We start from the raw sequence: 22,560 nt of genomic DNA on the forward strand, positions 1-22,560 counted from the left end.
CCGATCAGTCGTCGAGCGTGAGGGGGAACAGCAGCATGCAGATGTATGAGAAGACGAGGTCGAACGCGAGCAGGATGCGCAACCAGGCGAAGGCCTCCTCGAGTGGCCGCCCGCCGAGGAGCGAGGCGGTGACCTTCGCTGCGGGCATGACGATCGGCACGAAGAACGGCATCGCGAGCACCGGCAGCAGCAGCTCGGCGAGCCGTGTGTTGGCGGTCATGCCCGCGAACATCGTTCCGACCGCGACGAGCCCGACGGAGGCGAGGAGCATGAGCAGCGCGAGCGCCCCGAAGGCTGGACCGATGGGCAGGTTGTAGAAGAGCGCGACGGCGGGCAGCGCCACCGCTTGAACGCCGAGAACGAAGACGAGGTTCGCGAGCGCCTTTCCGAGGAAGAGCCCCTCCCGCGGCACCGGCGCGACGAGGAGCGCATCCATCGCGCCGTCGTGCTGTTCCACACCGAACGAGCGGTGCATCCCGAGCAGCCCCGAGAACGTGAACGTCACCCAGAGCACGCCCGGTGCGAGGTCGGCGGCCCCGATCGCGGTGGGATCCCAGGCGAAGTAGAAGATCACGATCGAGAGCAGCGAGAGCACGAGGGCCGAGAGGAACGCCGAGCGCGTGCGGAACTCGATCGCGAGATCCTTCCGGGCGACGATCCACGCGGCCGCGAGGACGCCGGGCGTACGCGCACTCACGCGACGAGCTCGCGATAGTCGGCAGCGTACCGGTCGCGCTCCAGGCCCTCCGCGCGCTCGAACCGCGCGAACCTGCCGGCGCGCATGATCGCGGCGTGCGTGGCGAGCGCGAGCCCCTCGTGTAGGTGATGCGTGACGACGATGAGCGCCGCCCCCGCGTCGCGACGCTCGCGCAGCAGGGCGGTGAGGGCGGCCCCGCCCTGTTCGTCGAGGCCGGTGTAGGGCTCGTCCGCGAGGAGGACGTCCGGCGCGTGGACGATCGCGCGGGCGATGGCGACGCGCTGCTGGAGTCCTCGCGAGAGCGCCCGTACGGCCACGTCGGCGCGGTCGGCCACCCGGAGCTGCTCGAGGGCCCGTTGGGTCGCGCCGTCAGGATCGACGAGGCCATGCAACTGGGCCGAGAACCGGACGTTCTCGCGCGCGGTGAGCGCCTCGTAGAGCATCCCGCGATGGGAGATGAGTCCGACCCGGGCACGGGCATCGGGCTTGGGGAGGGCAACGCCCTCGATGGACGCGGTGCCGGCGGTCGGCGAGAGGAGTCCGGCGAGGAGCCGGAGGGCCGTCGTCTTGCCTGCCCCGTTGGGACCGAAGAGGGCGAGGCAGTCGCCCGGCCCGAGCGAGAACGAGAGGCCATCGACGGCGCGGCGCGCCCCGAAGGCGCGGACCAATCCCGCGGCCTCGACGCGCGCCGTCATCGTGCGTTCCCCCCGGATCCGCTCATCCGTGAAGGGTAGTGCCAGAGCCACCTTCGCGGAACGGACTTGGCCGCGCCCGCATGGTACGCCGCCGGCTCAGGCGCGGGTCGCGAGATCGAACAGCGAATCGAGGCGCGTCATCTGGAGCATGTCCTGCACTGCGCGCGGAGTGTTGACAAGCTCCGTGCGCATGCCGCGCTCACGGGCGCGCTTCTGCAGGAGGACGAGGACGCCGAGTCCGCTGGCATCCATCTCGATCGTGCGGGCGAGGTCGATGGCCACGCGCGCATCGCCGCTGGCGGCGGCCGCCTCCAAGGACTCGAGGACCGCGCGCCGGAACTCGAGGCGATGGTCCGAAGTGAGTCGAAAGGGCGCGACGAGCGGCTGCACAGTGGCCTCCGAGGGGATCAGGGTCGAACGGGTCATCAGTGTCCTCCGGCGCAGGGGAGAGCCGTTCCATCGATCGCACTCGCCGATGTGGCATTCTGCGCTTTCGAGGGAGACAAGGAGCGAGAACTGTGCCAACAGACACCATGAGCTAAGTCTTTATATTGCAGTGAATTAAACGGCTATCACATCGTGATTCCCAGCGGATTTCGCGGATTGCGCGGCTGTTGCGACACTTTACAAGACGGTGTAATCATTCGCAACACTTCGTGCATCACTCGGCATTCGTGACGCGCGACACCTGTCGCTGCGGCCTGCCCAACCCGGCTGGGCCTTCATACCATTGTCCCATGACCGACATCTCCGTCCTGCTCAGCGAGACGCGGAGCTTCCCGCCGCCGAGCGACTTCCAACGGGAAGCCCACGTGCAGGATCGTGCGCTGCACGAGTCCGCAGCCCTCGACCCCATCCATTACTGGTCCGAACAGGCGCGCACACTCCAGTGGCGCGCGCCCTGGTCACGGGCGCTCGATTGGCAGCCGCCGCACGCCCAGTGGTTCGTCGACGGCAAGCTGAACGTCGCAGAGAACTGCCTTGACCGGCATCTCAGCGGCGCGCGGCGCAACAAGGCAGCGATCGTGTGGGAAGGCGAGCCGGGCGACCGGCGCACGCTGACCTACTGGGAGCTGGCCCGCGAGGTCCGGACCTTCGCGAACGTCCTCAAGTCCCTCGGCGTGCAGAAGGGTGATCGCGTGGGGATCTATCTCCCGCTGGTCCCCGAGGCGGCGATCGCGATGCTGGCCTGCGCGCGCATCGGCGCCGTGCACTCGGTGGTCTTCGGCGGGTTCAGTCCCGAGTCGCTGCGCGACCGGATGAACGACGCGCAGGCGAAGGTGGTGATCACCGCCGATGGCGGATACCGCCGAGGCCAGATCGTCCCGCTCAAGCGCAACGCCGACAAGGCGCTCGAGGAGTGCCCCACGGTGAAGCATGTGGTCGTCGTCCAGCGCCGCACGTCAGGGCCCATCACCGAAGCGCATGTCGACATGGTCGAGGGACGCGACCACTGGTACCATCGCCTCATGCAGCACGCGCACGACAAATGCGAGCCGGAGGTGATGGACGCGGAGGACGTGCTCTTCATCCTCTACACGTCGGGCACGACGGGGAAGCCGAAGGGCATCGTGCACACGACCGGCGGCTACCTCGTGGGCGCGGCAAGTTCGACGAAGTTCGTGTTCGACCTCAAGGAGGACGACGTCTTCTGGTGCACGGCCGACGTCGGGTGGATCACCGGCCATACCTACCTCGTGTACGGTCCGCTGGCGAACGGGGCAACCTGCGTGATGTACGAGGGCGCGCCCGACTGGCCGGAGCGTGACCGATTCTGGTCGCTCATCGCGCGCCACGGGGTCACCATCCTCTACACGGCGCCGACGGCGATCCGCGCCTTCATGAAATGGGGCGTGGAGCACCCGCGGAAGCACGACCTCTCCTCGCTGCGGCTGCTGGGCTCGGTGGGCGAGCCGATCAACCCGGAAGCGTGGATGTGGTATCACGAGCACATCGGCGGATCGCGGTGCCCGATCGTCGACACCTGGTGGCAGACGGAGACGGGATCGATCGTGATCTCGCCGCTGCCTGGGGTGACGGCGACCAAGCCGGGGAGTGCGACGCAGCCGCTGCCGGGGTACACGGCGACGTTGCTCAACAACGCTGGCGAGGCGATGCCCGTGGGTGGCGGCCTCCTCTCCCTCACGAAGCCGTGGCCCTCGATGCTCCGCACGATCTGGGGCGACGATGCGCGGTACGTGGAGACCTATTTCTCCAAGTGGCCGGGCCGGCCCGACCTCTACTTCGCCGGCGACGGCGCGAAGCTCGACGACGACGGCTACTGGTGGATCCTCGGGCGCGTGGACGACGTGCTCAACGTCGCCGGTCACCGGATCGGGACGATGGAGGTGGAGTCCGCGCTGGTCGAGCACCCCTCGGTGGCGGAGGCCGCCGTGGTGGGCAAGGCGCACGAACTGAAGGGCCAGGCCGTGTGCGCGTTCGTGACATTGCGCGACGGTTTCACGAAGTCGTCGGAACTGCGCGACGAGTTGCGCGAGTTCGTGGCGACCAAGATCGGTGCGCTCGCGCGGCCGGATGACATCCTCTTCTCGGCGGACCTGCCGAAGACGCGATCGGGGAAGATCATGCGGCGCCTGCTGCGCGACATCGCCGAAGGACGGGCGCTGGGGGACACGACGACGCTGGCGGATCCGAGCGTGGTCGCGTCGCTCAAAGCGCAGTACGAGGATCAGGAGGGCTGAGTCGTCCTCCGGGGCGTGGACATACGCGGGGCCCGGCGCCGATGGCGCCGGGCCCCACGTCACGCAAGCCGCTGCGTCAGTTCCGCGCCGGCACCACCGTCTTCTTCGCGTCGTCCACGGACACCGGCTTCCCCGTCTGCAGGCTCTGGTTCGCCATCAGCCGCACCTTCTCAGCCGCGACGTACTGCCGCATCTGGTCGTAGGTCAGGCTGCCCGGGATGATCTGGTCACCGATCTTGAACGACGGCGTGAAGCTCACCCGAAGCCGCTCGCCCTCGGCGCGGTTGGCGTCGATCTGCGGGAGCTTGCTCCCGGAGTCGAAGCAGGTCTCCCAGTTGCCGACGTCGAGCCCGGCGTCCTTGGCGAGCTGCTTGAGGGGCTTCTTGGGATCGCGCGTCGCCTGGCCGTTCCACTTGTCCTGGTTCCGATAGATCGCGTCGTGCATCTCCCAGAACTTGCCCTGATCGTTGGCGCAGGCGGCCGCGTTGTGCGCGGCGACGGCGTTCAGGTGCATCGAGAGGGGGTAGTCCATGAACCGGAAGCGCATCTCGCCCGTCGCGACGAGGCGGGCCATGATGTCCGGCTCCTCGATGGTGGCGAAATAGCCGCATCCCGGGCACTCGAAGTCGGCGAACTCGACGACCTCGACGAGGGCATCCGCGCTGCCGACGACGACGCCTCGGGCACCGAGGTTGGCCCCGGACCCGGGCACGAGGGCGATGACCTTGGGCGGTCGGGACATGACGACGACGAGGGCGATCACGCCGACGAGGCCGACGACCGCGAGGATGGTGCCGAATGATCTGGAGTTGCTACGCTTGGAGCTCGCCACTGGGTTTCTCCGCCGGGGTGACCGGTCTACGGGATTCCCCGAAAGTTACACAGCCGGGGGGTCCGGGGTAGGAGAAGCGTGTCCTCCTGATTAGCTTTCCCCTGCGGACGGGACCCCCGTCCACGACCCTCCATCCGGACGAGATGAGCAGACAGAGAAACCGCGGCCGTCCGGCCGCCGCCCCGCCGTCGGCGTTCGATCAGGCGCGCGACGAGCTGTTCCAGCACATCATGCGTTGCGGTGTCGTCGGCTCCGAGCCGGAGCACATGAAGGAATGGTTCGACGAGACCATGCAGTACATGACCGAGCGGTATCATGAGCTCGGCAAGAAGGAGATCGGGGACCTGCGCACCCTGGGCGAGCGATTCGCTGCCCCGACCAAGCGCACCGCCCCCGAGGCCGCTCCGGCGGCGGAGCTCCCGACCGACGCGGGTGATGCGACGGCGGGCGAGCTCGACACGGTGAGCGCGGCGTAACGCGCGACAGAGGCCCCGGAGCGTCGCTCCGGGGCCTCTGTCGTTCGGCCACCCGGTCACCGCCCTTGGCGTCGTCTCCCTCGGAGCACGACGCCCAGCCGCGCGCCGCCGCCGAGCGTGAGCTCGACCGCCGGCACGAACCTCGGAACCGTCGTGCGGACTCCGACTTGCCGCCGCGTGGCGCCCTCGAGCCCAACGACGCCGAGCAGGAGCCCACGGGTGGATCCGTCGTCGCGCCGCTCCACGCCGATCCCGGCGCCTGCGTAGAATCCACGTGCGCGTTCGGCGAATGGATCGAACAGGAAGCGGGCGGTGCCGTCGAGCCGCTGACGCCCCACCCACGCATCCCCTGCCCGGACGGCCCCGGCGGAGGCGGCGAGCCCGACGCGCGCGTACCACCCGGCACGCAGGTTGACGCCAAGCCCCCCGAGCACGCCGGCGTCGGGGGAGAGGACACTGACGAGATGCCCCTCCCACTGCGGAAGCGCGGACACGGCCTCCTGCGCCCCCGCGGACGGGGCCGCGAGTGCCAGCGTCAGTGCGAGCGTCAGTGCGAGCGCGGCACCGAGCGCACGGATGCTCCCGCCTTGGCGGGCACGTCGTGTTCCGCGTCGTCGGAGGAGGTGCGACCGGCAGGGCGGCGTGGGATCGTGGAGCATGCCCGAATGCTATCCTGGGGGCGGTTCGGCTTGCCACTGTCCCCGCCCCCCGGTAGCTTCGCCTCTAGTCCCCTGGTTCCCCGAGGAAACGATGGCTGATACGGTCGCGCTGCTGCGCGGCGTTGCGATCTTCCAGGACCTCGATGACGGCGAGCTCGCGCGCGTCGCGGAGGTCTGTCGCACGCAGGAGTTCGTCTCCGGGGAGTACATCTTCAAGGAAGGGGAGGCCGGGAGCCGGCTCTACCTCATCGTCTCGGGTGACGTGCGGATCTCGCGCGTGGTGCCGGGGAGCGGCGAGGAGGCGCTCGCGGTGCTCAAGCCGGGTGCGCTGTTCGGCGAGATGTCGGTCTTCGACCGCAGCGAGCGCTCCACGGACGCGATCTCGAACGGCGGCACGAAGGTGTTGACGATCTCGCGCAGCGACTTCGAGCTGTTGCTCGACTTCAACCGCGACATCGCGTACAAGGTGCTCTGGTCGTGCACGCGGTTGCTCTCGGGACGGTTGCGGGCGACGAACGACAGCCTGCGGTCGTTCCTGGCGATGTCGATGTTCTGAGACGGAAGGAAGAAGGCCGAACGAAGAAGGCAGCAGGCAGCCAACACCAATCCCAGTACGATGCGACGCAAGTCTCTCCTCGCCGCGGCCCTCGTCGCGGCGTTCTCATCTGCGGGGGCGCAGGCGCCGTCGACGCTCGGACTGCAGAAGGATCCGCGGATCGTCGCCGCCATGGCCGACGTGTCGCCCGCGCGGCTGCGCGCGTCGGATTCCATGCTCGTCGCGTTCGGGACGCGCAACACCCTCAGCGACACGCTCTCCTCGACGCGCGGAATCGGGGCGGCGCGCCGGTGGATCCACGCGCAGCTGATCCAGGCGTCAAAGGATTGCGGCGGGTGCCTCAAGGTCGAGTACGACACCGGCAGCGCGGTCGTCGGACGATCAGCGGCGCGCCCGACGGTGCATCTCGCGAACGTCGTTGCCTGGCTCCCCGGGCGCGACACGATGCGCGTGGTGGTGATCGGCGGGCACTACGACTCGTGCATCTGCAGCGTGCCCAATGGCGGCAGCTTCGACACCATCGCGGACGCGCCGGGCGCGGACGATGACGGCTCGGGCACGGTCGCGGTGATGGAGGCCGCGCGCGTGGTCGCGAAGCACTTCCCGCGCGGCTTCGATGCGACGATCGCGTTCATCCTCTACACGGGCGAGGAACAGGGACTGCTCGGGTCGACGCAGTTCGCCGAGCGGCTGAAGCGCGAGGGGAAGCGCGTCACCGCGGCCTTCACCGACGACATCGTGGGGAACATCACCGCCGAGGACGGACGCGTGGACTCGATGTCGGTGCGCGCCTTCGCCGTGGACTCCCTGGCGCTCGGCGGCCCGGAGCTCGCGCGCTACGTCTGGGCGACGGGCGCGGTGTACCAGCCGAACTTCGAGGTGATCCCGATCCTGCGGCTCGACCGCTTGGGCCGCGGCGGCGACCATCGGCCGTTCCACGAACGTGGGGCGCCGGCGCTCCGCTTCACCGAACGGCTGGAGAATTACAAGCGGCAGCACCTCCCGACCGACGCGCTGAACGACGTGAACTTCCCGTACGTCGCACGCGTCACGCGGCTGAACCTCGCGACGGTGGTCTCGCTCGCGGCCGCGCCCGCGCGACCCGACTCGACCAACTATGCGCGCGACAGCCGCGGGGCCTCGGGCGGGCAGTCGTTCACGATCCGCTGGTCGGCGGTGCCGAACGCCACCGGCTACGAGTTGCTCGTGCGTCGGACCACGGCGCCGACCTATACGCGCATCGTGCCGACGGGGAACGTGACGGAGTTCCTGCTCGACGAGCAACTGGACGACGTCTGGGTCGGCGTGCGTGCGATCGGTGCGGACGGCCACCGCTCACTGACGACGGTCGTCGGGGCGGCAGGGAGCCCGCGACTGCAGAACCCGCAGCAGCGGCGTCCGCAGGAGTGAGGCGGTGAGCGCGTTCACGAGCTTCCGTCCGCAGTCGCTCACCTTCCTGCGCGGTCTGAGGAAGCACAACGAGAAGCCGTGGTTCGAGGCGCACCGCCCCGCGTACGAGCAGGAGGTGCTCCGCCCCCTCAAGTTGCTGGCCGAGGAGCTCGACGTGCGGTTCGCGACCGTGGCACCGGAGTTCGTCGCGCCGCCCAAGCGAGCACTGTTCCGCATCCACCGCGACGTCCGCTTCTCGAAGCACAAGTCGCCATACAAGACGCACGCGGCGCTCTGGGTCTTCCATCGCGATGCCGGGCGCGGGGTGGGACGCGACGCGCACGGCGGCGCGGGGTTCTACTTCCATCTCGAACCGGGCGCCTCCCTCGTCGCGGCGGGCTTCTGGATGCCGCCGCGCCCGCTCCTGAACGTGCTGCGCGAGCGGATCGTGGAGGAGCAGAAGGCCTTCGAGCGGATCCTGAAGGCACCGACGTTCGCGAAGCGCTTCGGCGGCCTGAGCGACGACGAACCCGGCGTGCGCCTCACGCGGGTGCCGCGCGGCTGGGTGCCGGACCATCCGGCCGGCCACTGGCTGCGCTTCAACTCGTTCACCGCCTCTCGGCCCCTCACCGACGCGGAGGTGGTGTCACCGAAGCTGGTGGACACGCTCATGAAGGACTACGCCGCCCTGCTGCCGCTCGTGCGCTGGCTGAACGGCGCGCTCGGCTTCCCCTCCGCGACGTCGCGGTAGGCGCGAGGGCGCCCCGCGATGTGCGGCCTCGCCGGGATCCTGACGACGCGCCCTGACCGGCGCGCCACGCTCGACGCCGCGGTCACGCGGCTCCGCACGCCGATCCGCCATCGCGGACCCGACGACGACGGCGCCTTCGTCGACGCCAGCGCGGGCCTGGGGCTCGGGTTCCAGCGCCTCTCGATCCTCGACCTCTCGCCCGCCGGACACCAGCCGATGCGCTCGGCGAGCGGCCGGTTCGTGATCGCGTTCAACGGTGAGATCTACAACCACCGCGCGTTGCGCACGGAACTCGCGGCGCTCGGCCACGCCTTCCGCGGGCATTCGGACACGGAGGTCATCCTCGCCGCCGTGGAGCAGTGGGGCGTGCGCGCCGCCCTGCCGCGACTCGCCGGGATGTTCGCGATCGCACTCTGGGACGCGGCGGCACGATCGCTCACGCTCGTGCGCGATCGCCTCGGGAAGAAGCCGCTCTTCGTGTACCGCGCGCCAGGGCTCGTGCTCTTCGCCTCGGAGCTCAAGTCCCTCGCCGCGGACCCGGACTTCGCGCGCCGCGTCGACCCCTCACAGTTATCAGCATACGCGCGCTACCTCTACGTTCCGGCCCCAGGCAGCATCTACCGGGATGTGATCAAGCTGACGCCGGGCCATCTCCTCACGCTCACCGATGCGGCCGCGCCGCTCCCGGAGAGCGAGCCGTGGTGGGAGGCCGAGCGCGTGGCGGATGCCGGGGCCGGCGCGCGACTCACCAACGAGGCGGACGCCATGACGCGCCTCACCGATCTGCTCCGGCTCGCCACGCGCGAACGACTCGAGTCCGACGTGCCGCTCGGAGCGCTCCTCTCCGGCGGCGTGGACTCCGCGCTCACCGTCGCACTCATGCAGGAGGTGGCCCCCGAGCCCGTGCGGACCTTCACGATCGGCTTCGATGATGACGCGATCGACGAGACCGACACGGCGGCGCGGATCGCGGCGCACCTCGGGACACGCCACACCATGCTGCGCGTCGGTGGTGCGGAGGCGATGGCGGTGGTACCCGATCTCGCGCGCATCTACGACGAGCCGCTCGCCGATCCGTCGGTCATCCCGACGGTGCTGCTCTGCCGACTGGCGCGTCGTGACGTGACGGTGGCGCTCTGCGGTGACGGGGGCGACGAGGTGTTCGCCGGCTACACGCGATACGAGCAGGGACGGAAGTTGCTCGAGCGGGTGGCGGCGATGCCGTCCGCGCTGCGACGCCCCGCGGCCGCGGCACTGCTCGCACCCCGCGCCGGGACGTGGGACGCCATCGCGAACGTACTGCTCGCCGCGGTGCCCCGCGACAAGCGCCCACCGCTCATCGGAGAGCGACTGCAGAAGGTGGGCCATCTCCTCGCCGCGGGAGACGCGCTCGAGGGCTATCGGTCCCTGCGGTCGGCATGGCTTGATCCGGCAGTGCTGCTCGACACGACCGCGGCGGCGCCGGACCGGCTGCTCGCGGTACTCGGCCGCCATCCTCGGCTCGCGCTCGCCGAGCGGATGATGCTCGCCGATCAGCTGACCTACCTCCCCGACGACCTGCTGCAGAAGATCGACCGCGCGGGGATGGCGGTGGGACTCGAGGTCCGCGCGCCGCTGCTCGACCATCGGCTGCTCGAATTCGCGTGGACGCTGCCGCACGGGATGCGCGTGCGGCGCGGCGTGACGAAGTGGATCCTCCGCGAGGTGCTGGCGCAGCGTGTGCCGCGCGCGCTCTGGGAGCGGCCGAAGCGCTGGTTCACGATGCCGGTGCGCGGCTGGCTCACGGGGCCGTTGCGGCCCTGGGCGGAGGAGCTGCTGAGCGAAGGGTCGCTCGCGCAGGTCCCGGTGCTGCGCGCCGACGCGGTACGGGCAGAGTGGGCGCGCGTGCGCGAAGGGCGCGCGGGGAACGGCCACGCGATGTGGGCCGTGCTGCAACTGCTCGCGTGGTGGCGGGAGTGGCGCCCGACCCTCTGAGCGGCGACGCGCTCAGCCCTTGGCGCGACCGCGGATGATCCCTTCGACGAGGCGTGCGGGATCGAACCATCGCTGCGCCGCCGCGCGCATCCGCGCGGGCGTCACCGCCGCGAGATCGGCAGGATAGCGCGCGATGCCGCCGAGGTCGCCGGTGAGCCACGCATCCGCGATGTCGCCGAGGACCGCCCCCCCTGACGCCCGCCGGATCTGCCACGCGCCGATGGCGTAGCGTCGCGCGCGATCGAGCTCCTCCGGGGTGACCTCGTCGTCGACGAGCCGCTGGAACTCGCGGAGCAGGCCGGAGACCGCCTGTTCCTCCTTCTCGGGCGACGTGCCGATGTACGCACCGAAGGTCCCGCTCGCACGCCGCACGTAGGGACGGGCGAGCACGGCGTAGCAGAGCGACTGCCGATCGCGGAGCTCCTCGAAGAAGCGCCCGCCGAGTCCGCTCGCGACCGCACCGAGCATCTCGGCGTCGAAGCGCGCCTCGTCCGTCGCGCCGGGCCCGTCGAAGAGGAAGGCGATGGCCGTCTGCGCCTTGTCGCGCGCCTCGACCACGCGCTGCGCGCGCTCCGGCCATGGCGGCGCGACGATCGTGCGCGGTGCACGGGCGCGCAATCCGGCGAAGCGCTTGGCGAGGATGTCCGCAGCGTCCTGCGGATCGAAGTCCCCGACGGCCGCGAGCAGGGCCGCCGAGGTCGGCACCTGGTCGGCGTGCCATCGCGCGACCGCATCGCGCGTGAGTGCGGCGATCGATTCCTCCGAGCCGAGGGTCGAGCGGCCGTAGGGATGCCCGGGCCAGGCCGCGGACGCTGCGAGGCGCATGGGCTGGCGATACATGTCGTCCCGGAGCTGCGCGAGCGCGGCCTTGGCCACGGCGCGCTCGGCCTCGATGCCCTCCTCGGGGAAGACCGGTGCGAGCACGAGATCCGCGAGGAGCTCGGCGGCGGCGGCGAACTGTCGTCCAGGGACGCCGATCGACCACTGCATCGATTCGGCACCCGCGCTCGCGCTCGGCGTGCCCCCCAGGAGCTCCGCGTCCTCGGCGAGCCGTGATGCACTTCGACGGGCGGTGCCACGAAGGGCCGCGCGCGCCATGATCGTGGTGATGCCGCCATTGGCCTCGGACTCGTCGATCGCCCCCCCGTCAACGAAGCAGCCGAAATGCGCGAGCGCAGCGCCGGGGCGGCGGCGGACGAGCACGGGCACGTCAGTCGCGGTGCGGAAGACGTGCACTCCGTCGACGACGCGCTCGAGCCGCGCACCCGGTCCGCGCAGGGCCGGCGCGGCGACCGGTGCCGCGCTCGGCTCGATGGGCGCGGGTCGCTCCGTCTCCAGCAAGGTGCGGAGCGCGTTGACGTCGGTGGCGAGGGGGGGCGTCCCTCGCGGGCGATAGCAGACGACCGAGGCCTCGCGCGGGTCGAGCCACCGATTCGCGACCTCGGTGATGCGCGCGGCATCGACGGCGAGAAGAGCATCATGGTAGGCGATGCCGGACTCCCAGTCGCCGAGCAACTGCCAGGCGCCGAGGAAGTTCGCCTGGCCATCCGCCGATTCGAGTCGACGGAGCCACGAGGCCTCGAGCAGGCATCGTGCCCGCTCGATCTCGGCCGCGCTGACCTCGCCGTCGCGAACGCGGCGTAGCTGATCCCAGAGCGCGCGTGCCGCCGCCGGGAGGTCGGTCGCGCGGGCGCCGGCATGCACGACGAACACGCCGAGCTCGGTCGGCGTGTAGTCGTACGCGCTCACGCTCGAGACCAGGCGACGGTCGCGCGCGGCGCGCACGAGGCGCGAGGCGCGACCGCCGGAGAGCACGGTGGAAAGCACGTCGAGCGCCGGCGTGTCGGCGTGGAGCATCGCGGGCGTGCGCCAGCCGAACACGAGCTCCGCCTGCGCGATGTCGCCTTCCCACTCGTGCGCGCGGAACCCCGGTGCGACGGTCTCCACCGGCCCCGAGGAGCGCACGACGGGCGCGTCGGCGAGCCCGCCGTAGAGGCGCGTGGCCTCGCGCACCATGAGATCGGGGTCGACGTCACCGACGATCGCCACGACCGTGTTGCCCGGTCGATAGTGGTTGCGATAGAACGCAACGAGCTGGTCGCGGGACAGCGCGCGCAACCCCGCTTCGCGTCCCATGCGCCACCGGCGGATGCGATGCCGGTCGTGCAGCAGCGCGAAGAGCGTCTCGACGGCGAGCGCGGACGCGGTGTCCTCCTTGCGCTTGGTCTCCTCGATGATGACCTCGAGCTCGCGCGCGAGCTCCTCGGCGTCGATGATCGAGTTGGCGTAGGCGTCGGCCTGCACCTCGAGGCCCTGCAGGAAGCCGGACGCCGGGAGGACCGTGTAATAGTGCGTATGGTCGTAGATCGTGCCGGCATTGAGATATCCGCCGGCGGCCTTGGTGGCCTTCGCGATCTCGCCCACGCCACGCGTCGGCGTGCCCTTGAAGTACATGTGCTCGAGCACGTGCGCGATGCCCACGACGTCGTCGGACTCGTCGAAGTACCCCGCCTTCACCCAGGTCACGATCGAGACGACCGGCGCGCTGGCATCGCGCCGTGCGAGGATCGTCAGCCCGTTCGGCAGGCGGACCCGGCGCACCGAGTCGGCAGGAAGGACGGCGTGCAGGCGCGACATCAGCGGACGAGCGGGGCGCGGTGGATGGTGAAGAGCGCGGTGACGAGCATGGCAGCGGAGTAACCTAGCACGCGGGTGAGGTCCGCCGCGTCGGGCGCGGCACCCGCGAGCCAGGCGGTCCGAACGACGTCCGCGGTGGCGATCGGCGGCAGGATGCGCTCCGCCCACACCATCCACGCGGGCACCCCTGGCGCGCCCGCCCGCACGATGAGGTGGAGTGACATGCTCAGGAGCGTGGTGACGATGACCACCGCACCGTCGCGCTGCGTGAGCGCCCCCGCGAGGATGCCGAGCGAGCCGAAGACCGTCGCGTACAGCGCCGCGGAGGCAAGGACGGGGAGGACCGGGACGTCGAAGACGAACCAGCCGAAGCCGAGCGGCACGAGCGCATACGCCGCCGTGAAGGTCAGCATGCCCACGACGAGGCGGAGCAGGTAGTACTGCCAGGCGACGATGGGGGTGGAGAAGAGGAAGCGCACATGGCCGCGCTCGCGATCGACCGCCACGAACCCGCTGCCCACGGTGAGCGCCCCGAGCGTCATCGCGAGAGGCATCATCTGGTCGTAGAAGCGCTGCACGCCGTCATGCAGCTCGCCGGTGTCGCGGATCTCCACCATGCTGAACCGGCTCGCGAGCCCCCAGATGTTCAGCAACGCAAGGGCGGCGAAGATCGCGACGGGCGAGATCGCGCGCACGAACGCGTCGCGCGCGTGCCATCGGGTGTAGGCGAGGAGCGCCGTGGTGCTCATCCGCGCACCACCGAGCGGAAGGCCTCTTCCAGCGAGGACTCGGCAGGCGCCACCGCGACGACGAGCGTCCCCTGCGTGATGGCCGCGGCGAGGGCCCGATTGAGTGCGGGGACGTCCGCCGTGGCCTCGACCAGATCGCCGGCACGCGTGGCCCGCGGCAGCAGCATTACGAGCGCCTCCGCGCCGGCGGTACACTGGATGCGCCACCGCCGCTCCCCGCCAGCGCCCGCGTGCGTGCGCACCTCGACGATGCGCTGCACGCGTCCTTGGTCGATGATCACGACCCGGTCGCACAGCCGCTCGAGCTCATCGAGATTGTGCGAGGCGATGAGCATCGCGCGGTCCGGGGCTCGCAGGCCACCGACGAGCTCGCGGAACCGCGCGGTCCAGACCGGATCGAGCCCGTGCGTCGGCTCGTCGAAGACCACGACGCGACGCGGCGAGAGCAGCGCCTGCGCGAGTCCGACGCGCTGGAGGTTCCCCTTGGAGAGCGCCTTGAGTCGCTTGCCCCGGTGCTCACCGATGCCGACGGCCTCGATCACCCGCTCGCGCTCGCCGAGGCGCGCGCCTGTCGCGATCCCCTGCAGCGACGCGAGCCGGTCGAGTGCCTCCTCGACGCCCCACGACAAGGGGAGCGTCATCAACTCGGGCAGGTAGGCGACCCCCTCGCGCTCGATGAACCGTCTTGGCGCGATCCCATCGACCTCGACCGTCCCTTCGTCGCTCTCGATCAGGCCGAGGAGCATCGCGATGAGCGTGCTCTTCCCCGCCCCGTTCGGCCCGGCGATGCCGACGACCTCGCCGGCAGCGATGGTGAACGAGACCCCCTCGACCGCGCGCGTGGCGCGGCCGAGGAGCGAGCGGTATGTCTTGCCGACGCCTGCGAAACGGATCAGTGGACGATCCGCAGCAGGCCCGCGTCGGCGCTCGCCCGGAGGAAGCTCTCGGCGTCGCGTGTGGGAATGAGGATGCCCGTGATCGCGAAGCCGCGGCGCGCCTCGGCCTGCATGAACTCCTCGAGCGAGCGGTCCTTCGGGCCCGGGCTCGCGTCGCGCATGAAGCCGACGATCTCCTCCCACGAGCCGTCGTATCGACGCCCGTCGCGACCGACGACGCGGTGGAGGTCGGGCGCCTGCTTCTGCTCGCCGAGGTCGGCGAGCAACGCGCCGAACAGCTCGAGCTGCGATCGCGCCTCCTCCTGCGCCGACTCGTTCGCGCGCGCCTCGATCTCGGCGAGCATCTCCTCGATCGGATCCACCGGCGGCGCGAGCTCGGTGAGCCGCTCCTCCCAGATCCGCAGCGACGAATCGTCGTCGCGGATGCGGAGGTGCGACTTCTTGAGCTCCATCAGGCGCCAGATGCCGAGCTCATCCCAGTGCTCCTCGGGCTTGGTCCGCTCGAGATGGAAGAGCGCCGCCTCGAACTGCTCGCGATCGTAAAGCAGGTTGCCGAGGTAGATGCGCGCCTCGCTGTGGTCGGGGTCGAGCTGGAGCGCCTTCTTGAGCGTCTCCTCGGCGCCGATGTCGTCACCGAGGCGGTGCTGGGCGTAGCCGACCATCGCCACGGCCTCGGCGTTCTCGGGGACCTGCTGCACGGCGATCTCGAAGTACTCCTTCGCCTCGGCGATGAGGCCCTCGCGGAACAGCGCGCGCCCGACCTGCAGCATGAGCTCGATGTCGTCGGCATAGCCGAGCTCGAGAATGCGGCGGAAGGTCTTCATCGCCTGCGGGGTCTGGCCAAAGCGCAGCAGGGTCTCGCCCAGGCCGGCGAGCGCATCCTCGTGTTCCGGGTCGAGGACGAGCGCCTCCTCGAACGCCTTGCGCGCCCAGGCGAACTCGTCGCGCGCGAGGCGGGCGTAACCCACGCCCACGTGCAGCTCCACCGCGTTGGGATAGAGGCCGAGCCCCTCGCGGAGCATCGTCAGGGCCTCGTCGTAGTTCCCCTCGTTGTAGAGCTGGTGCGCGCGCTCGTCGTACTCCTCGGAACTCAGGAACGGAGAGGGCATCGGGCGAGTGACCTCAGGCTCAAGGGGGGACCCGCTGAAACTACGTGATAGTACCCCGGTACGACAGCTATGGAACGAGTTGTCAGGGGGTTGCGGACAGCGCGACGGCGACCTCTCCCGCGAGGCGGGCATTGGACTCGAGCAGTGACAGATTGGCGCGGAGCGATCGCCCCTCGGTCGCCCGCAGGACCTCGGCGAGGAGGAAGGGGGTCACGGCCCCGCCACGCACGCCGGCGGTCCGGGCGAGGACGAGCGCCTGCTCCACCGCGCGATCCACGGTCTCGCGATCGAGCGCCGCATCCGCGGGCGGCGGCTGCACGACAAGGACGGCGCCGGGTCGGCCGAGCCGACGCGCGTGCCGGAGGATGTCGGCGATCTCGGCGGCCGAATCGACGCGCGCGGGGACGGACAGTCCCGTCGAGGCGGTGAAGAACCCCGGGAACTCGTCGGTGCGATAGCCGAGCAGCGTGACACCGTAGGAGTCGAGGCGCTCGAGCGTGGCCGGCAGGTCGAGGATCGACTTGGCGCCCGCGCACACGACGACGACACTCGTGCGCGCGAGCTCGGCGAGGTCAGCGGACTCGTCGTAGCTCGGTTCGCGATGCACGCCGCCGATGCCGCCGGTCGCGAAGACGTCGAGCCCCGCCGCGGCGCAGGCGGCGAGCGACCCGGCGACGGTAGTCGCGCCGTCGCGGCCCTGCGCCGCGGCCACGGGAAGGTCGCGCGCCGCGACCTTCGTGACACCGTCACGCCTCAGGAATCGCTCGAGGTCATCGCCGTCGAGTCCGATCGTGAGGACGCCGCGGACCATCGCGGTGACGGCCGGCGTCGCGCCGGCGGCGCGCACGGCGGCGCGCATGAGGGCGTCAGCCTCGCGGTTGGCGGGGATGGGCAGGCCCTGCGCGAGCACCGAGCTCTCGAGCGCGACGATGGGACGGCCCGCGTCCATCGCGGCGCGCACCTCCGGCGCCCAGGCCAGTGCCGCGCTCATCGCGCACCGTCCCGACGGAAGGCGCGGACGATGGCCTCGCCCATGCGACCCATCAGCACCTGCGCCTCGTTGTCGATGTTCCATCGGAGGTCGGCGTTCTCCCTGGTCATCACGCAGGCGACGACGCGGTCGGGCAGCGTCCAGAGCGCGCACTCGGTGCGGATGCCGTCGTCGGCCCCGGTCTTGTGCGGCGCGGTGAGATCGCTCACGTAGCGCTGCAAGAGGTGCCCGTCCTCGTTGTGCGCGAGGATGTCGAGCATCGTCGAGTCGGCGCGCGCGCTCACCGCCCGGCCGCGCGCGAGCAGCTCGAAGAGGCGGGCCATCTCGTTCGGCGTCGAGACCCCGAGCCCGTACTTCGCGCTCGAATCGGGCGCGACGGACGCGATGGCGCGCAGGAAGCTCTTGTGATGCACGCGCGTGCGCGGGAGCCCGAGCGAGTCCATCCGCGCCCAGACGCGTCGGATGACGATGCGGTCGAGCAGGAGGTTGGTCGCGGTGTTGTCGCTGATCGTGGTCATGAGCCACGCCGCGTCGCGGACGGTGATCTGCGCGCCGTCGTGCAGGAACTGCAGCTGCCCCGCGCCGCCGACCTTGTCGATGCGCAGGACCGTGAGCGGGTCGTCGAGGTCGATCATCCCCTGCTCCGCCAGGGTGAAGAGCGTGACGAGGATGGGGACCTTGATGAGCGAGGCCGTCGGAAAGGGCTCGTCGGCGCGATGGCCGAGGCGCGCGCCGGTCTCGAGGTCGTGGATCGCGTAGCCGACGATCCCTCGGTGGCCCCCGACGAGCGCATCCAGCGTGCGCCGGAGCTGTGCGGTGTCAGCCGGCAGATGCGCGGGCCGTGCCGGCATCGGTGGCGAGCCTTGGGCCGGAAGCGACGCGCCCCCCAGCGCGACGGCGAGGCCGATCGCGACCAGGGGGCGCACCACGCGCGAGCGCGTCACGCGTCCGGGAAGTCGTCCGCCTTGCGCGTCTCGACCAGGTCGCGCTCGCGCGCGTCGGGGTCGTAGACGGCGAGGAGCTTGATGTTCTCGCCGGCGTAGCAGTCGAAGGTCTTGCCCGTGCCACGCTTGATCACGATCTCGTGGCCGTCCTCGAACTTCAGCACCGCGTTCGGATACTGGTTGTTGAGGTACTGCTTCCGGAGCTTCTTCGGTGGTTGGGGCATCGGGGTCGGCTCGTCGCGGGTGGGGAATCCGAGGCGAAACTACCGCAGGAGCCGGACGCGCGTAAGACCCTCGCCGCGGCGCTCAGGTGACCCGTGGCTTGCTGCCCGCGAAGGCCGACCAGGCACCCGTCGAAAGGATGTCGTCGATCTCGGCGACCACGCGCTCCACCTCGTCGTCGGTCGTGTAGAAGTGCGGCGCGACTCGGATCCCGGCGCCGGGGCGATAGTCGATGACCACATCACGCGCGAGCAGCGCCTGCGCGACCTCAGCGCCGTGCGGGACGTCGAACGCCACCGTGCCACCTCGCCGGTCGGGCTCGCGTGGAGCCGAGATCTTGTAGCCGCGCGCATCGGCGAGGGCGACGAGCCGCGCCGTCTGGCGGATGCTCTTCTCCCGGATCGCCGCCATCCCCGCCTCCGCGACGATCCGCGGTCCCTCCATCCCGGCATACAGCGCCGGCACGACCGGAGTGCCGCCGAGCCATCGATGGATGCCCTCGGCGTAGTCCATCCCGTACTCGAAGGCGAACGGACGCTTGTGTGCCTGCCAGCCGGTGAGGGAGGGCGCGAAACGCTCGCTCGCCGACGGCGACGCGTAGAGAAAGCAGCCTCCGGGGCCGCCGCAGAGCCACTTGAGCACGCCGCCGGTGAGGAAATCGACGCCGCTCCGCTTCACGTCGACGGGGATCACGCCCACGGAGTGGTACGCGTCGAGCGAGACGAGCGCGCCCATCGCATGGGCGTGCGCGCAGAGCGCGTCGGCGTCGAGGATGAAGGCCGAGCGGAAGGCGACATGCGAGACGGCGACGAGCGCGGTGCGCTCGTCGATCGCCCCGTGCAGGCGCGCCTGGTCGATCGTGATGCCGTCCTCGGTGGGGACGACGACGACGCGGCCGCCGAGCTTGGGCACGAGTTCCTCGAACGCGTAGCGGACGCTCGGGAAGTCGAGGTCGGTCATCACGACCGTGTCGCGACCCACCGTGAAGTCGAGGGCGCTGAGGATCGCCGACTGCGCGAGCGTGACGGTCGGGGCCATCACCACCTCGCTGGGGGCAGCCCCCATGAGGGGCGCGACGACATCGCCGACGGTCATCGGCATCTCCCACCAGCCCCGCGCCCACGCGCGCACCCCCCACGTCGCCCACGACTCGGCGTACTCGGCGAGCTTGCCCGGGACCGTGCGCGGCATCGCGCCGAGGGAGTTGGAGACCATGTACGTGCTGCGCGAGAGGATGGGGAACTCGTCGCGGAAGCGGAGGAGCGGATCGTGCATGGGAGCGGGGCTGGGCGCACCGGGCGCGTGAGACACCCGAAAGGTATGGACGCCCTCGCCCGGATGCAGGTTCGACAGGACTAGAAGTAGCTCGCGATGCCGAATTGCAGCGCCGCTCGCCGCGAGGCGGCGTTGCGCAGGAGGTCGTGCGACCATTCGCGGCGGAGGTTCACCTTCAGCACGGTCCCCGCCGCGGGCCGCAGGCTCGCACCAAGCACGATCGCGCCGAGATCGTCGCCGATGAGTTGCCCGGTCGCGTCGAAGCGCCCGACGTTGCGGTCCACGTGCTCGAGGCGCGTGGTGACCGAAAGGATGCTGCCGCGCAGCACGCCGCGCTCCGCGCGCCACACCGGCGCGACCAGATCGAGGTGGATCCCCCATTGGCGCGACCCGAGCAGGTCGGTGAGTCCGTCGGGCAGGTCGACGCGCGCGAGGGCCGCCTCGCCGCGGAGCGTGATGCCGCGCGGGAGCGAGGCCGCGAGGTCGACGGCCGTGATCGCGAGGTCGCGCCGGGCATCGACCGCCATGCCGTCGACGCGGAACGTGTTGTACGTGGTGCCGTACCAGGAGATCCCTGCCTCACCGACCTTCGGCGCCCGCAGTGCGAGCCGACCCGAGAGGGCGGGCACGCCGTTGTCATCGCCAGCGAATTGGCCGGCCCGCTTCCCGCTCGCGAGATGCGTGCGGCCTGTGGGATTGAGCACGACGCCCTCGCCGAGGCCGTTGGTCAGGTAGGCGTCATACGTGAGCGTGAGGCCGGCGGGGGCGAGACGCCCGTTCACGCCGAACCCGACCTCGGACAGCGTGGACGGGATGATCTCGGTGGAGACGAGCGGCCGGGCGACGAACTCCCAGCGCGGACCGTCGTGGTTCTGGTTGAACGCGCCGATGGGCGGCAGGAGGATCCCGCCACGGAGCACGAGGGCGGAGGAGACGCGATAGTCGATGAGCGCCGTCTCCAGCGCGATCTCCTGCGTCCCGTGCTCGAACTCGAGCTCGGAGATGAAGCGGAGCCGGGGGCCGAGCGACGAGAAGAGGAAGAGGTTGAAGCGGCGCAACTCCATCGAGAGCCCCGGTCCGATGCCCTGCTCGCGCGCGAAGTGCGCGTTGGCCTCCACGTACCCGCCCACCGCGGTGCGCCCGGCCTCCGCGATGAAGGGACGCCGGTAGATGCTCCCCTGCACCGACGAGGAATCATCCTGCGCCGCAAGGAGGGCCGGCGCGAGCAGGAGGGATGCCACGGTCGCGACGCGCCTCATGCGCGCTCCGTCGGCGCGACGGCGATGAGTATCGCGTCGTCGGACTCGCGCGCCGCGTGCCGGCGCAACGGGAGCTCGGCCGGTCCCTCGAGAACCGCGCCGTGCAGGTCGTACTCGCTCCCGTGGCAGGGACAGATCAACCGGTCGGCGCCGGGCTCCACCTCGCACCCCCGATGCGTGCACCGCGTCGAGAGCACGACGGGAGACGCGCCGGCGACACGACGCACGAAGAGCGGGAGTTCGAGTCCCGCCGACTCGACGAGCGCGCGGCCGTCGGCGTCGAGCGACGTGAACGGCACACGGAGCAGCCCATCGACCTGCTCGGCCCGCACGTACGGCACGGAAGCGCAGCCCGCCGCGAGCGCGGGCAGCGCCCCGAGCACGCAGAGGCCCGCGGCCGCGCCCGGCAACTGCTGGAGGAACTCGCGACGCGTGCGCATCAGAGCGACCTCAGGTAGCGGAGCACCCGCTCTTGGTCGGCGGCCGAGAGGGCGTTGAACGCCGCGCGACTCGCCCCGCCTTCGCCACCGTGCAGACCGATCGCGGCGCGCAGCGTACGCGCGCGACCATCGTGCAGCAGGAAGGGCGTGCCCCCGGTGGCGCGCTCGGCGAGCCCGATCCCCCAGAGCGGCGCGGTGCGCCATTCCGCCGAGGTCGCGCGCCCCTCGGTGTAGCCGTCGTCCAGCTCCGGTCCCATGTCGTGCAGCAAGAGGTCGGTGAGCGGCGAGAACTCCACCCGGTCGAGCGGCGCGACGTCGGAGCGGCCGGTGCGCATCGTGAGCAGGTGGCAGCGGGCGCAGCCGATGGCCTCGAAGCGATCGCGTCCCGCGAGGACCTCCGGAGCGTTCTCCCCCCGCCGCGGCGGCGGCCGCAGTGTGCGGAGATAGAACGTCACGCTCGCGACGGTCCCGCTCCCGACCTCCGGGTCGGCGACGCCGTCGCTCGCGGCGCCGCCTGTCGCCGGTACGAGCAGGTCATCCGGGTGCTCGTCGGTCGTGAGCCCCATGTCCTCGAGGTACGCATTCACGGTCTGGTGCCGCAACGTGACGGCCTGCGCCTTCCTCCCGAATCGGCCGAGATGACGACCGGCCCACGCCACGTGCCGCGGAGCGCCGCCGCTGACCCCTGCCGTCGCCTCCGCCGCGAGACGCGTGACGAGGTCGGACGCATCGACCCAGCTGGGACGGCCGGAGATGCCATCACCATCGAGATCCGCCGAGTCGGCGCGCGCGAGAATGGTGGTGTCATCCACCGCCTCAAGCAGACCGAGTCCGGTCACGGCCGGAGGCGTGAACCGCGCAGAGACGGTCGCGGTCGCGGGAAGGCGTTCGGGCGTGTGCCCGAGGATCGCGCGGCCCTGCAGCTGCGGACCACCGTCGGCGCGCATCGGATCGAAGGTGGCGCCCTCGTAGCGGCCGAAACGCGTGATGTCGAAGAGCGGATGCCCCTTGCCATCGCCGGCGTGACACGCGTCGCAGGACTGCGCGATGAAGGTCGGCCCGAGCCCTTCGGCCGGGGCGAAGGGGCGGGCGAACTCGGCGTCGCCGCGCGCGAAGGCGGCCTGCTGTGCCCCGGTCAGTCCGGCGATCGGCCCTTCGAGGATCTCGTCGTTCCGCGGAGCGCCGGGGAAGAGCGGCTCGCCACAGGCGGTGGCGAGCAGCAGCGCGATGAGGGGCGCGGCGCGACGCAAGCTCCGGGTATTCGTCGGTACATTGGACATGATTTAGTATGTCCTAAGTACCGCGGA

Annotated in this window: 22 protein-coding genes; 6 read left to right on the forward strand and 16 right to left on the reverse strand. The window is 70.8% G+C overall.

What is annotated here, in order from left to right:
• Positions 1-4: 4 nt before the first annotated feature.
• From IPJ78_13070 to IPJ78_13080, 3 genes are all read right to left on the reverse strand, one after another.
• Positions 5-697, reverse strand: a complete 693-nt coding sequence (locus IPJ78_13070; GenBank protein MBK7907474.1) for a heme exporter protein CcmB — start codon at positions 695-697, stop codon at positions 5-7.
• Positions 694-1,392 (reverse strand): heme ABC exporter ATP-binding protein CcmA, encoded by a 699-nt coding sequence (gene ccmA / locus IPJ78_13075; GenBank protein ID MBK7907475.1) that lies wholly within the window; start codon positions 1,390-1,392, stop codon positions 694-696. The genes IPJ78_13070 and ccmA overlap by 4 nt, the downstream gene beginning before the upstream one ends.
• Positions 1,393-1,488: 96 nt before the next feature.
• Positions 1,489-1,818 carry an STAS domain-containing protein gene (locus tag IPJ78_13080; GenBank protein ID MBK7907476.1) on the reverse strand — a complete coding sequence of 110 codons (330 nt, stop codon included), beginning with the start codon at positions 1,816-1,818 and terminating at the stop codon, positions 1,489-1,491.
• A gap of 311 nt (positions 1,819-2,129) precedes the next feature.
• Between IPJ78_13080 and acs the strand changes: the two genes are divergently transcribed.
• Positions 2,130-4,094, forward strand: a complete 1,965-nt coding sequence (gene acs / locus IPJ78_13085) for an acetate--CoA ligase (protein MBK7907477.1) — start codon at positions 2,130-2,132, stop codon at positions 4,092-4,094.
• Positions 4,095-4,170: 76 nt separating this feature from the next.
• Here acs and IPJ78_13090 read toward each other — a convergent pair whose 3' ends face one another.
• Positions 4,171-4,926: a thioredoxin domain-containing protein gene (locus IPJ78_13090; GenBank protein MBK7907478.1), complete on the reverse strand. Its 756-nt coding sequence runs from the start codon at positions 4,924-4,926 to the stop codon at positions 4,171-4,173.
• A 143-nt stretch (positions 4,927-5,069) separates the two neighbouring features.
• Between IPJ78_13090 and IPJ78_13095 the strand changes: the two genes are divergently transcribed.
• On the forward strand, positions 5,070-5,402 hold the full coding sequence (locus IPJ78_13095; protein MBK7907479.1) for a hypothetical protein: 333 nt from the start codon (positions 5,070-5,072) through the stop codon (positions 5,400-5,402).
• A 56-nt stretch (positions 5,403-5,458) separates the two neighbouring features.
• On the opposite strand, the gene IPJ78_13100 is transcribed toward IPJ78_13095, so the two are convergent.
• On the reverse strand, positions 5,459-6,061 hold the full coding sequence (locus IPJ78_13100) for a hypothetical protein (GenBank protein ID MBK7907480.1): 603 nt from the start codon (positions 6,059-6,061) through the stop codon (positions 5,459-5,461).
• A gap of 91 nt (positions 6,062-6,152) precedes the next feature.
• On the opposite strand from IPJ78_13100, the gene IPJ78_13105 reads away from it, so the two are divergent.
• From IPJ78_13105 to asnB, 4 genes are read left to right on the forward strand one after another with little or no spacing between them, the layout of a single operon-like run.
• The gene (locus IPJ78_13105) at positions 6,153-6,617 is read left to right on the forward strand and encodes a cyclic nucleotide-binding domain-containing protein (GenBank protein ID MBK7907481.1); all 465 of its coding nucleotides are present in this window, start codon (positions 6,153-6,155) and stop codon (positions 6,615-6,617) included.
• Between the two features lie 60 nt (positions 6,618-6,677).
• Positions 6,678-8,027 (forward strand): M20/M25/M40 family metallo-hydrolase, encoded by a 1,350-nt coding sequence (locus IPJ78_13110; GenBank protein MBK7907482.1) that lies wholly within the window; start codon positions 6,678-6,680, stop codon positions 8,025-8,027.
• A gap of 4 nt (positions 8,028-8,031) precedes the next feature.
• On the forward strand, positions 8,032-8,757 hold the full coding sequence (locus IPJ78_13115; GenBank protein ID MBK7907483.1) for a DUF2461 domain-containing protein: 726 nt from the start codon (positions 8,032-8,034) through the stop codon (positions 8,755-8,757).
• An 18-nt stretch (positions 8,758-8,775) separates the two neighbouring features.
• On the forward strand, positions 8,776-10,731 hold the full coding sequence (asnB, locus tag IPJ78_13120; protein ID MBK7907484.1) for an asparagine synthase (glutamine-hydrolyzing): 1,956 nt from the start codon (positions 8,776-8,778) through the stop codon (positions 10,729-10,731).
• A 12-nt stretch (positions 10,732-10,743) separates the two neighbouring features.
• Here the strand turns inward: asnB and IPJ78_13125 are convergent, their stop codons facing one another.
• The 11 genes from IPJ78_13125 to IPJ78_13175 all read right to left on the reverse strand — a co-directional run bounded on the left by IPJ78_13125 (position 10,744) and on the right by IPJ78_13175 (position 22,533).
• A complete protein-coding gene (locus IPJ78_13125; GenBank protein ID MBK7907485.1) occupies positions 10,744-13,368 on the reverse strand; it encodes an insulinase family protein in 2,625 nt (874 codons plus the stop codon).
• Positions 13,368-14,117 carry an ABC transporter permease gene (locus IPJ78_13130; GenBank protein ID MBK7907486.1) on the reverse strand — a complete coding sequence of 250 codons (750 nt, stop codon included), beginning with the start codon at positions 14,115-14,117 and terminating at the stop codon, positions 13,368-13,370. Before IPJ78_13130 ends, IPJ78_13125 begins: the two co-directional genes overlap by 1 nt.
• Entirely contained in the window at positions 14,114-14,863 is a 750-nt protein-coding gene (locus IPJ78_13135) for an ABC transporter ATP-binding protein (protein MBK7907487.1), read from the reverse strand. Before IPJ78_13135 ends, IPJ78_13130 begins: the two co-directional genes overlap by 4 nt.
• A 146-nt stretch (positions 14,864-15,009) precedes the next feature.
• Entirely contained in the window at positions 15,010-16,122 is a 1,113-nt protein-coding gene (locus tag IPJ78_13140) for a tetratricopeptide repeat protein (GenBank protein ID MBK7907488.1), read from the reverse strand.
• Positions 16,123-16,204: 82 nt separating this feature from the next.
• Positions 16,205-17,113: a pseudouridine-5'-phosphate glycosidase gene (locus tag IPJ78_13145; protein MBK7907489.1), complete on the reverse strand. Its 909-nt coding sequence runs from the start codon at positions 17,111-17,113 to the stop codon at positions 16,205-16,207.
• Positions 17,110-18,057: a serine hydrolase gene (locus IPJ78_13150; protein ID MBK7907490.1), complete on the reverse strand. Its 948-nt coding sequence runs from the start codon at positions 18,055-18,057 to the stop codon at positions 17,110-17,112. The genes IPJ78_13145 and IPJ78_13150 overlap by 4 nt, the downstream gene beginning before the upstream one ends.
• A complete protein-coding gene (locus IPJ78_13155; protein MBK7907491.1) occupies positions 18,054-18,281 on the reverse strand; it encodes a hypothetical protein in 228 nt (75 codons plus the stop codon). Before IPJ78_13155 ends, IPJ78_13150 begins: the two co-directional genes overlap by 4 nt.
• Before the next feature lie 82 nt (positions 18,282-18,363).
• Entirely contained in the window at positions 18,364-19,554 is a 1,191-nt protein-coding gene (locus IPJ78_13160) for an aminotransferase class V-fold PLP-dependent enzyme (protein MBK7907492.1), read from the reverse strand.
• 80 nt (positions 19,555-19,634) lie between these two features.
• Entirely contained in the window at positions 19,635-20,813 is a 1,179-nt protein-coding gene (locus IPJ78_13165) for a hypothetical protein (protein MBK7907493.1), read from the reverse strand.
• The gene (locus IPJ78_13170; GenBank protein MBK7907494.1) at positions 20,810-21,253 is read right to left on the reverse strand and encodes a ubiquinol-cytochrome c reductase iron-sulfur subunit; all 444 of its coding nucleotides are present in this window, start codon (positions 21,251-21,253) and stop codon (positions 20,810-20,812) included. Before IPJ78_13170 ends, IPJ78_13165 begins: the two co-directional genes overlap by 4 nt.
• On the reverse strand, positions 21,253-22,533 hold the full coding sequence (locus IPJ78_13175; GenBank protein MBK7907495.1) for a thiol oxidoreductase: 1,281 nt from the start codon (positions 22,531-22,533) through the stop codon (positions 21,253-21,255). The genes IPJ78_13170 and IPJ78_13175 overlap by 1 nt, the downstream gene beginning before the upstream one ends.
• Positions 22,534-22,560: the final 27 nt, after the last annotated feature.

The sequence above is a fragment of the Gemmatimonadota bacterium genome (assembly GCA_016714015.1).
Classification (GTDB): Bacteria; Gemmatimonadota; Gemmatimonadetes; order Gemmatimonadales; family Gemmatimonadaceae; genus Pseudogemmatithrix.

Excerpts from the sequence above, each read along its gene's own strand:
- ccmA (MBK7907475.1), bottom strand. The coding sequence starts at position 1,392 with ATGACGGCGCGCGTCGAGGCCGCGGGATTGGTCCGCGCCTTCGGGGCG.
- IPJ78_13080 (MBK7907476.1), bottom strand. The coding sequence starts at position 1,818 with ATGACCCGTTCGACCCTGATCCCCTCGGAGGCCACTGTGCAGCCGCTC.
- acs (MBK7907477.1), top strand. The coding sequence starts at position 2,130 with ATGACCGACATCTCCGTCCTGCTCAGCGAGACGCGGAGCTTCCCGCCG.
- IPJ78_13095 (MBK7907479.1), top strand. The coding sequence starts at position 5,070 with ATGAGCAGACAGAGAAACCGCGGCCGTCCGGCCGCCGCCCCGCCGTCG.
- IPJ78_13100 (MBK7907480.1), bottom strand. The coding sequence starts at position 6,061 with ATGCTCCACGATCCCACGCCGCCCTGCCGGTCGCACCTCCTCCGACGA.
- IPJ78_13105 (MBK7907481.1), top strand. The coding sequence starts at position 6,153 with ATGGCTGATACGGTCGCGCTGCTGCGCGGCGTTGCGATCTTCCAGGAC.
- IPJ78_13110 (MBK7907482.1), top strand. The coding sequence starts at position 6,678 with ATGCGACGCAAGTCTCTCCTCGCCGCGGCCCTCGTCGCGGCGTTCTCA.
- asnB (MBK7907484.1), top strand. The coding sequence starts at position 8,776 with ATGTGCGGCCTCGCCGGGATCCTGACGACGCGCCCTGACCGGCGCGCC.
- IPJ78_13125 (MBK7907485.1), bottom strand. The coding sequence starts at position 13,368 with ATGTCGCGCCTGCACGCCGTCCTTCCTGCCGACTCGGTGCGCCGGGTC.
- IPJ78_13130 (MBK7907486.1), bottom strand. The coding sequence starts at position 14,117 with ATGAGCACCACGGCGCTCCTCGCCTACACCCGATGGCACGCGCGCGAC.
- IPJ78_13135 (MBK7907487.1), bottom strand. The coding sequence starts at position 14,863 with ATGCTCCTCGGCCTGATCGAGAGCGACGAAGGGACGGTCGAGGTCGAT.
- IPJ78_13140 (MBK7907488.1), bottom strand. The coding sequence starts at position 16,122 with ATGCCCTCTCCGTTCCTGAGTTCCGAGGAGTACGACGAGCGCGCGCAC.
- IPJ78_13145 (MBK7907489.1), bottom strand. The coding sequence starts at position 17,113 with ATGAGCGCGGCACTGGCCTGGGCGCCGGAGGTGCGCGCCGCGATGGAC.
- IPJ78_13155 (MBK7907491.1), bottom strand. The coding sequence starts at position 18,281 with ATGCCCCAACCACCGAAGAAGCTCCGGAAGCAGTACCTCAACAACCAG.
- IPJ78_13160 (MBK7907492.1), bottom strand. The coding sequence starts at position 19,554 with ATGCACGATCCGCTCCTCCGCTTCCGCGACGAGTTCCCCATCCTCTCG.
- IPJ78_13165 (MBK7907493.1), bottom strand. The coding sequence starts at position 20,813 with ATGAGGCGCGTCGCGACCGTGGCATCCCTCCTGCTCGCGCCGGCCCTC.
- IPJ78_13170 (MBK7907494.1), bottom strand. The coding sequence starts at position 21,253 with ATGCGCACGCGTCGCGAGTTCCTCCAGCAGTTGCCGGGCGCGGCCGCG.
- IPJ78_13175 (MBK7907495.1), bottom strand. The coding sequence starts at position 22,533 with ATGTCCAATGTACCGACGAATACCCGGAGCTTGCGTCGCGCCGCGCCC.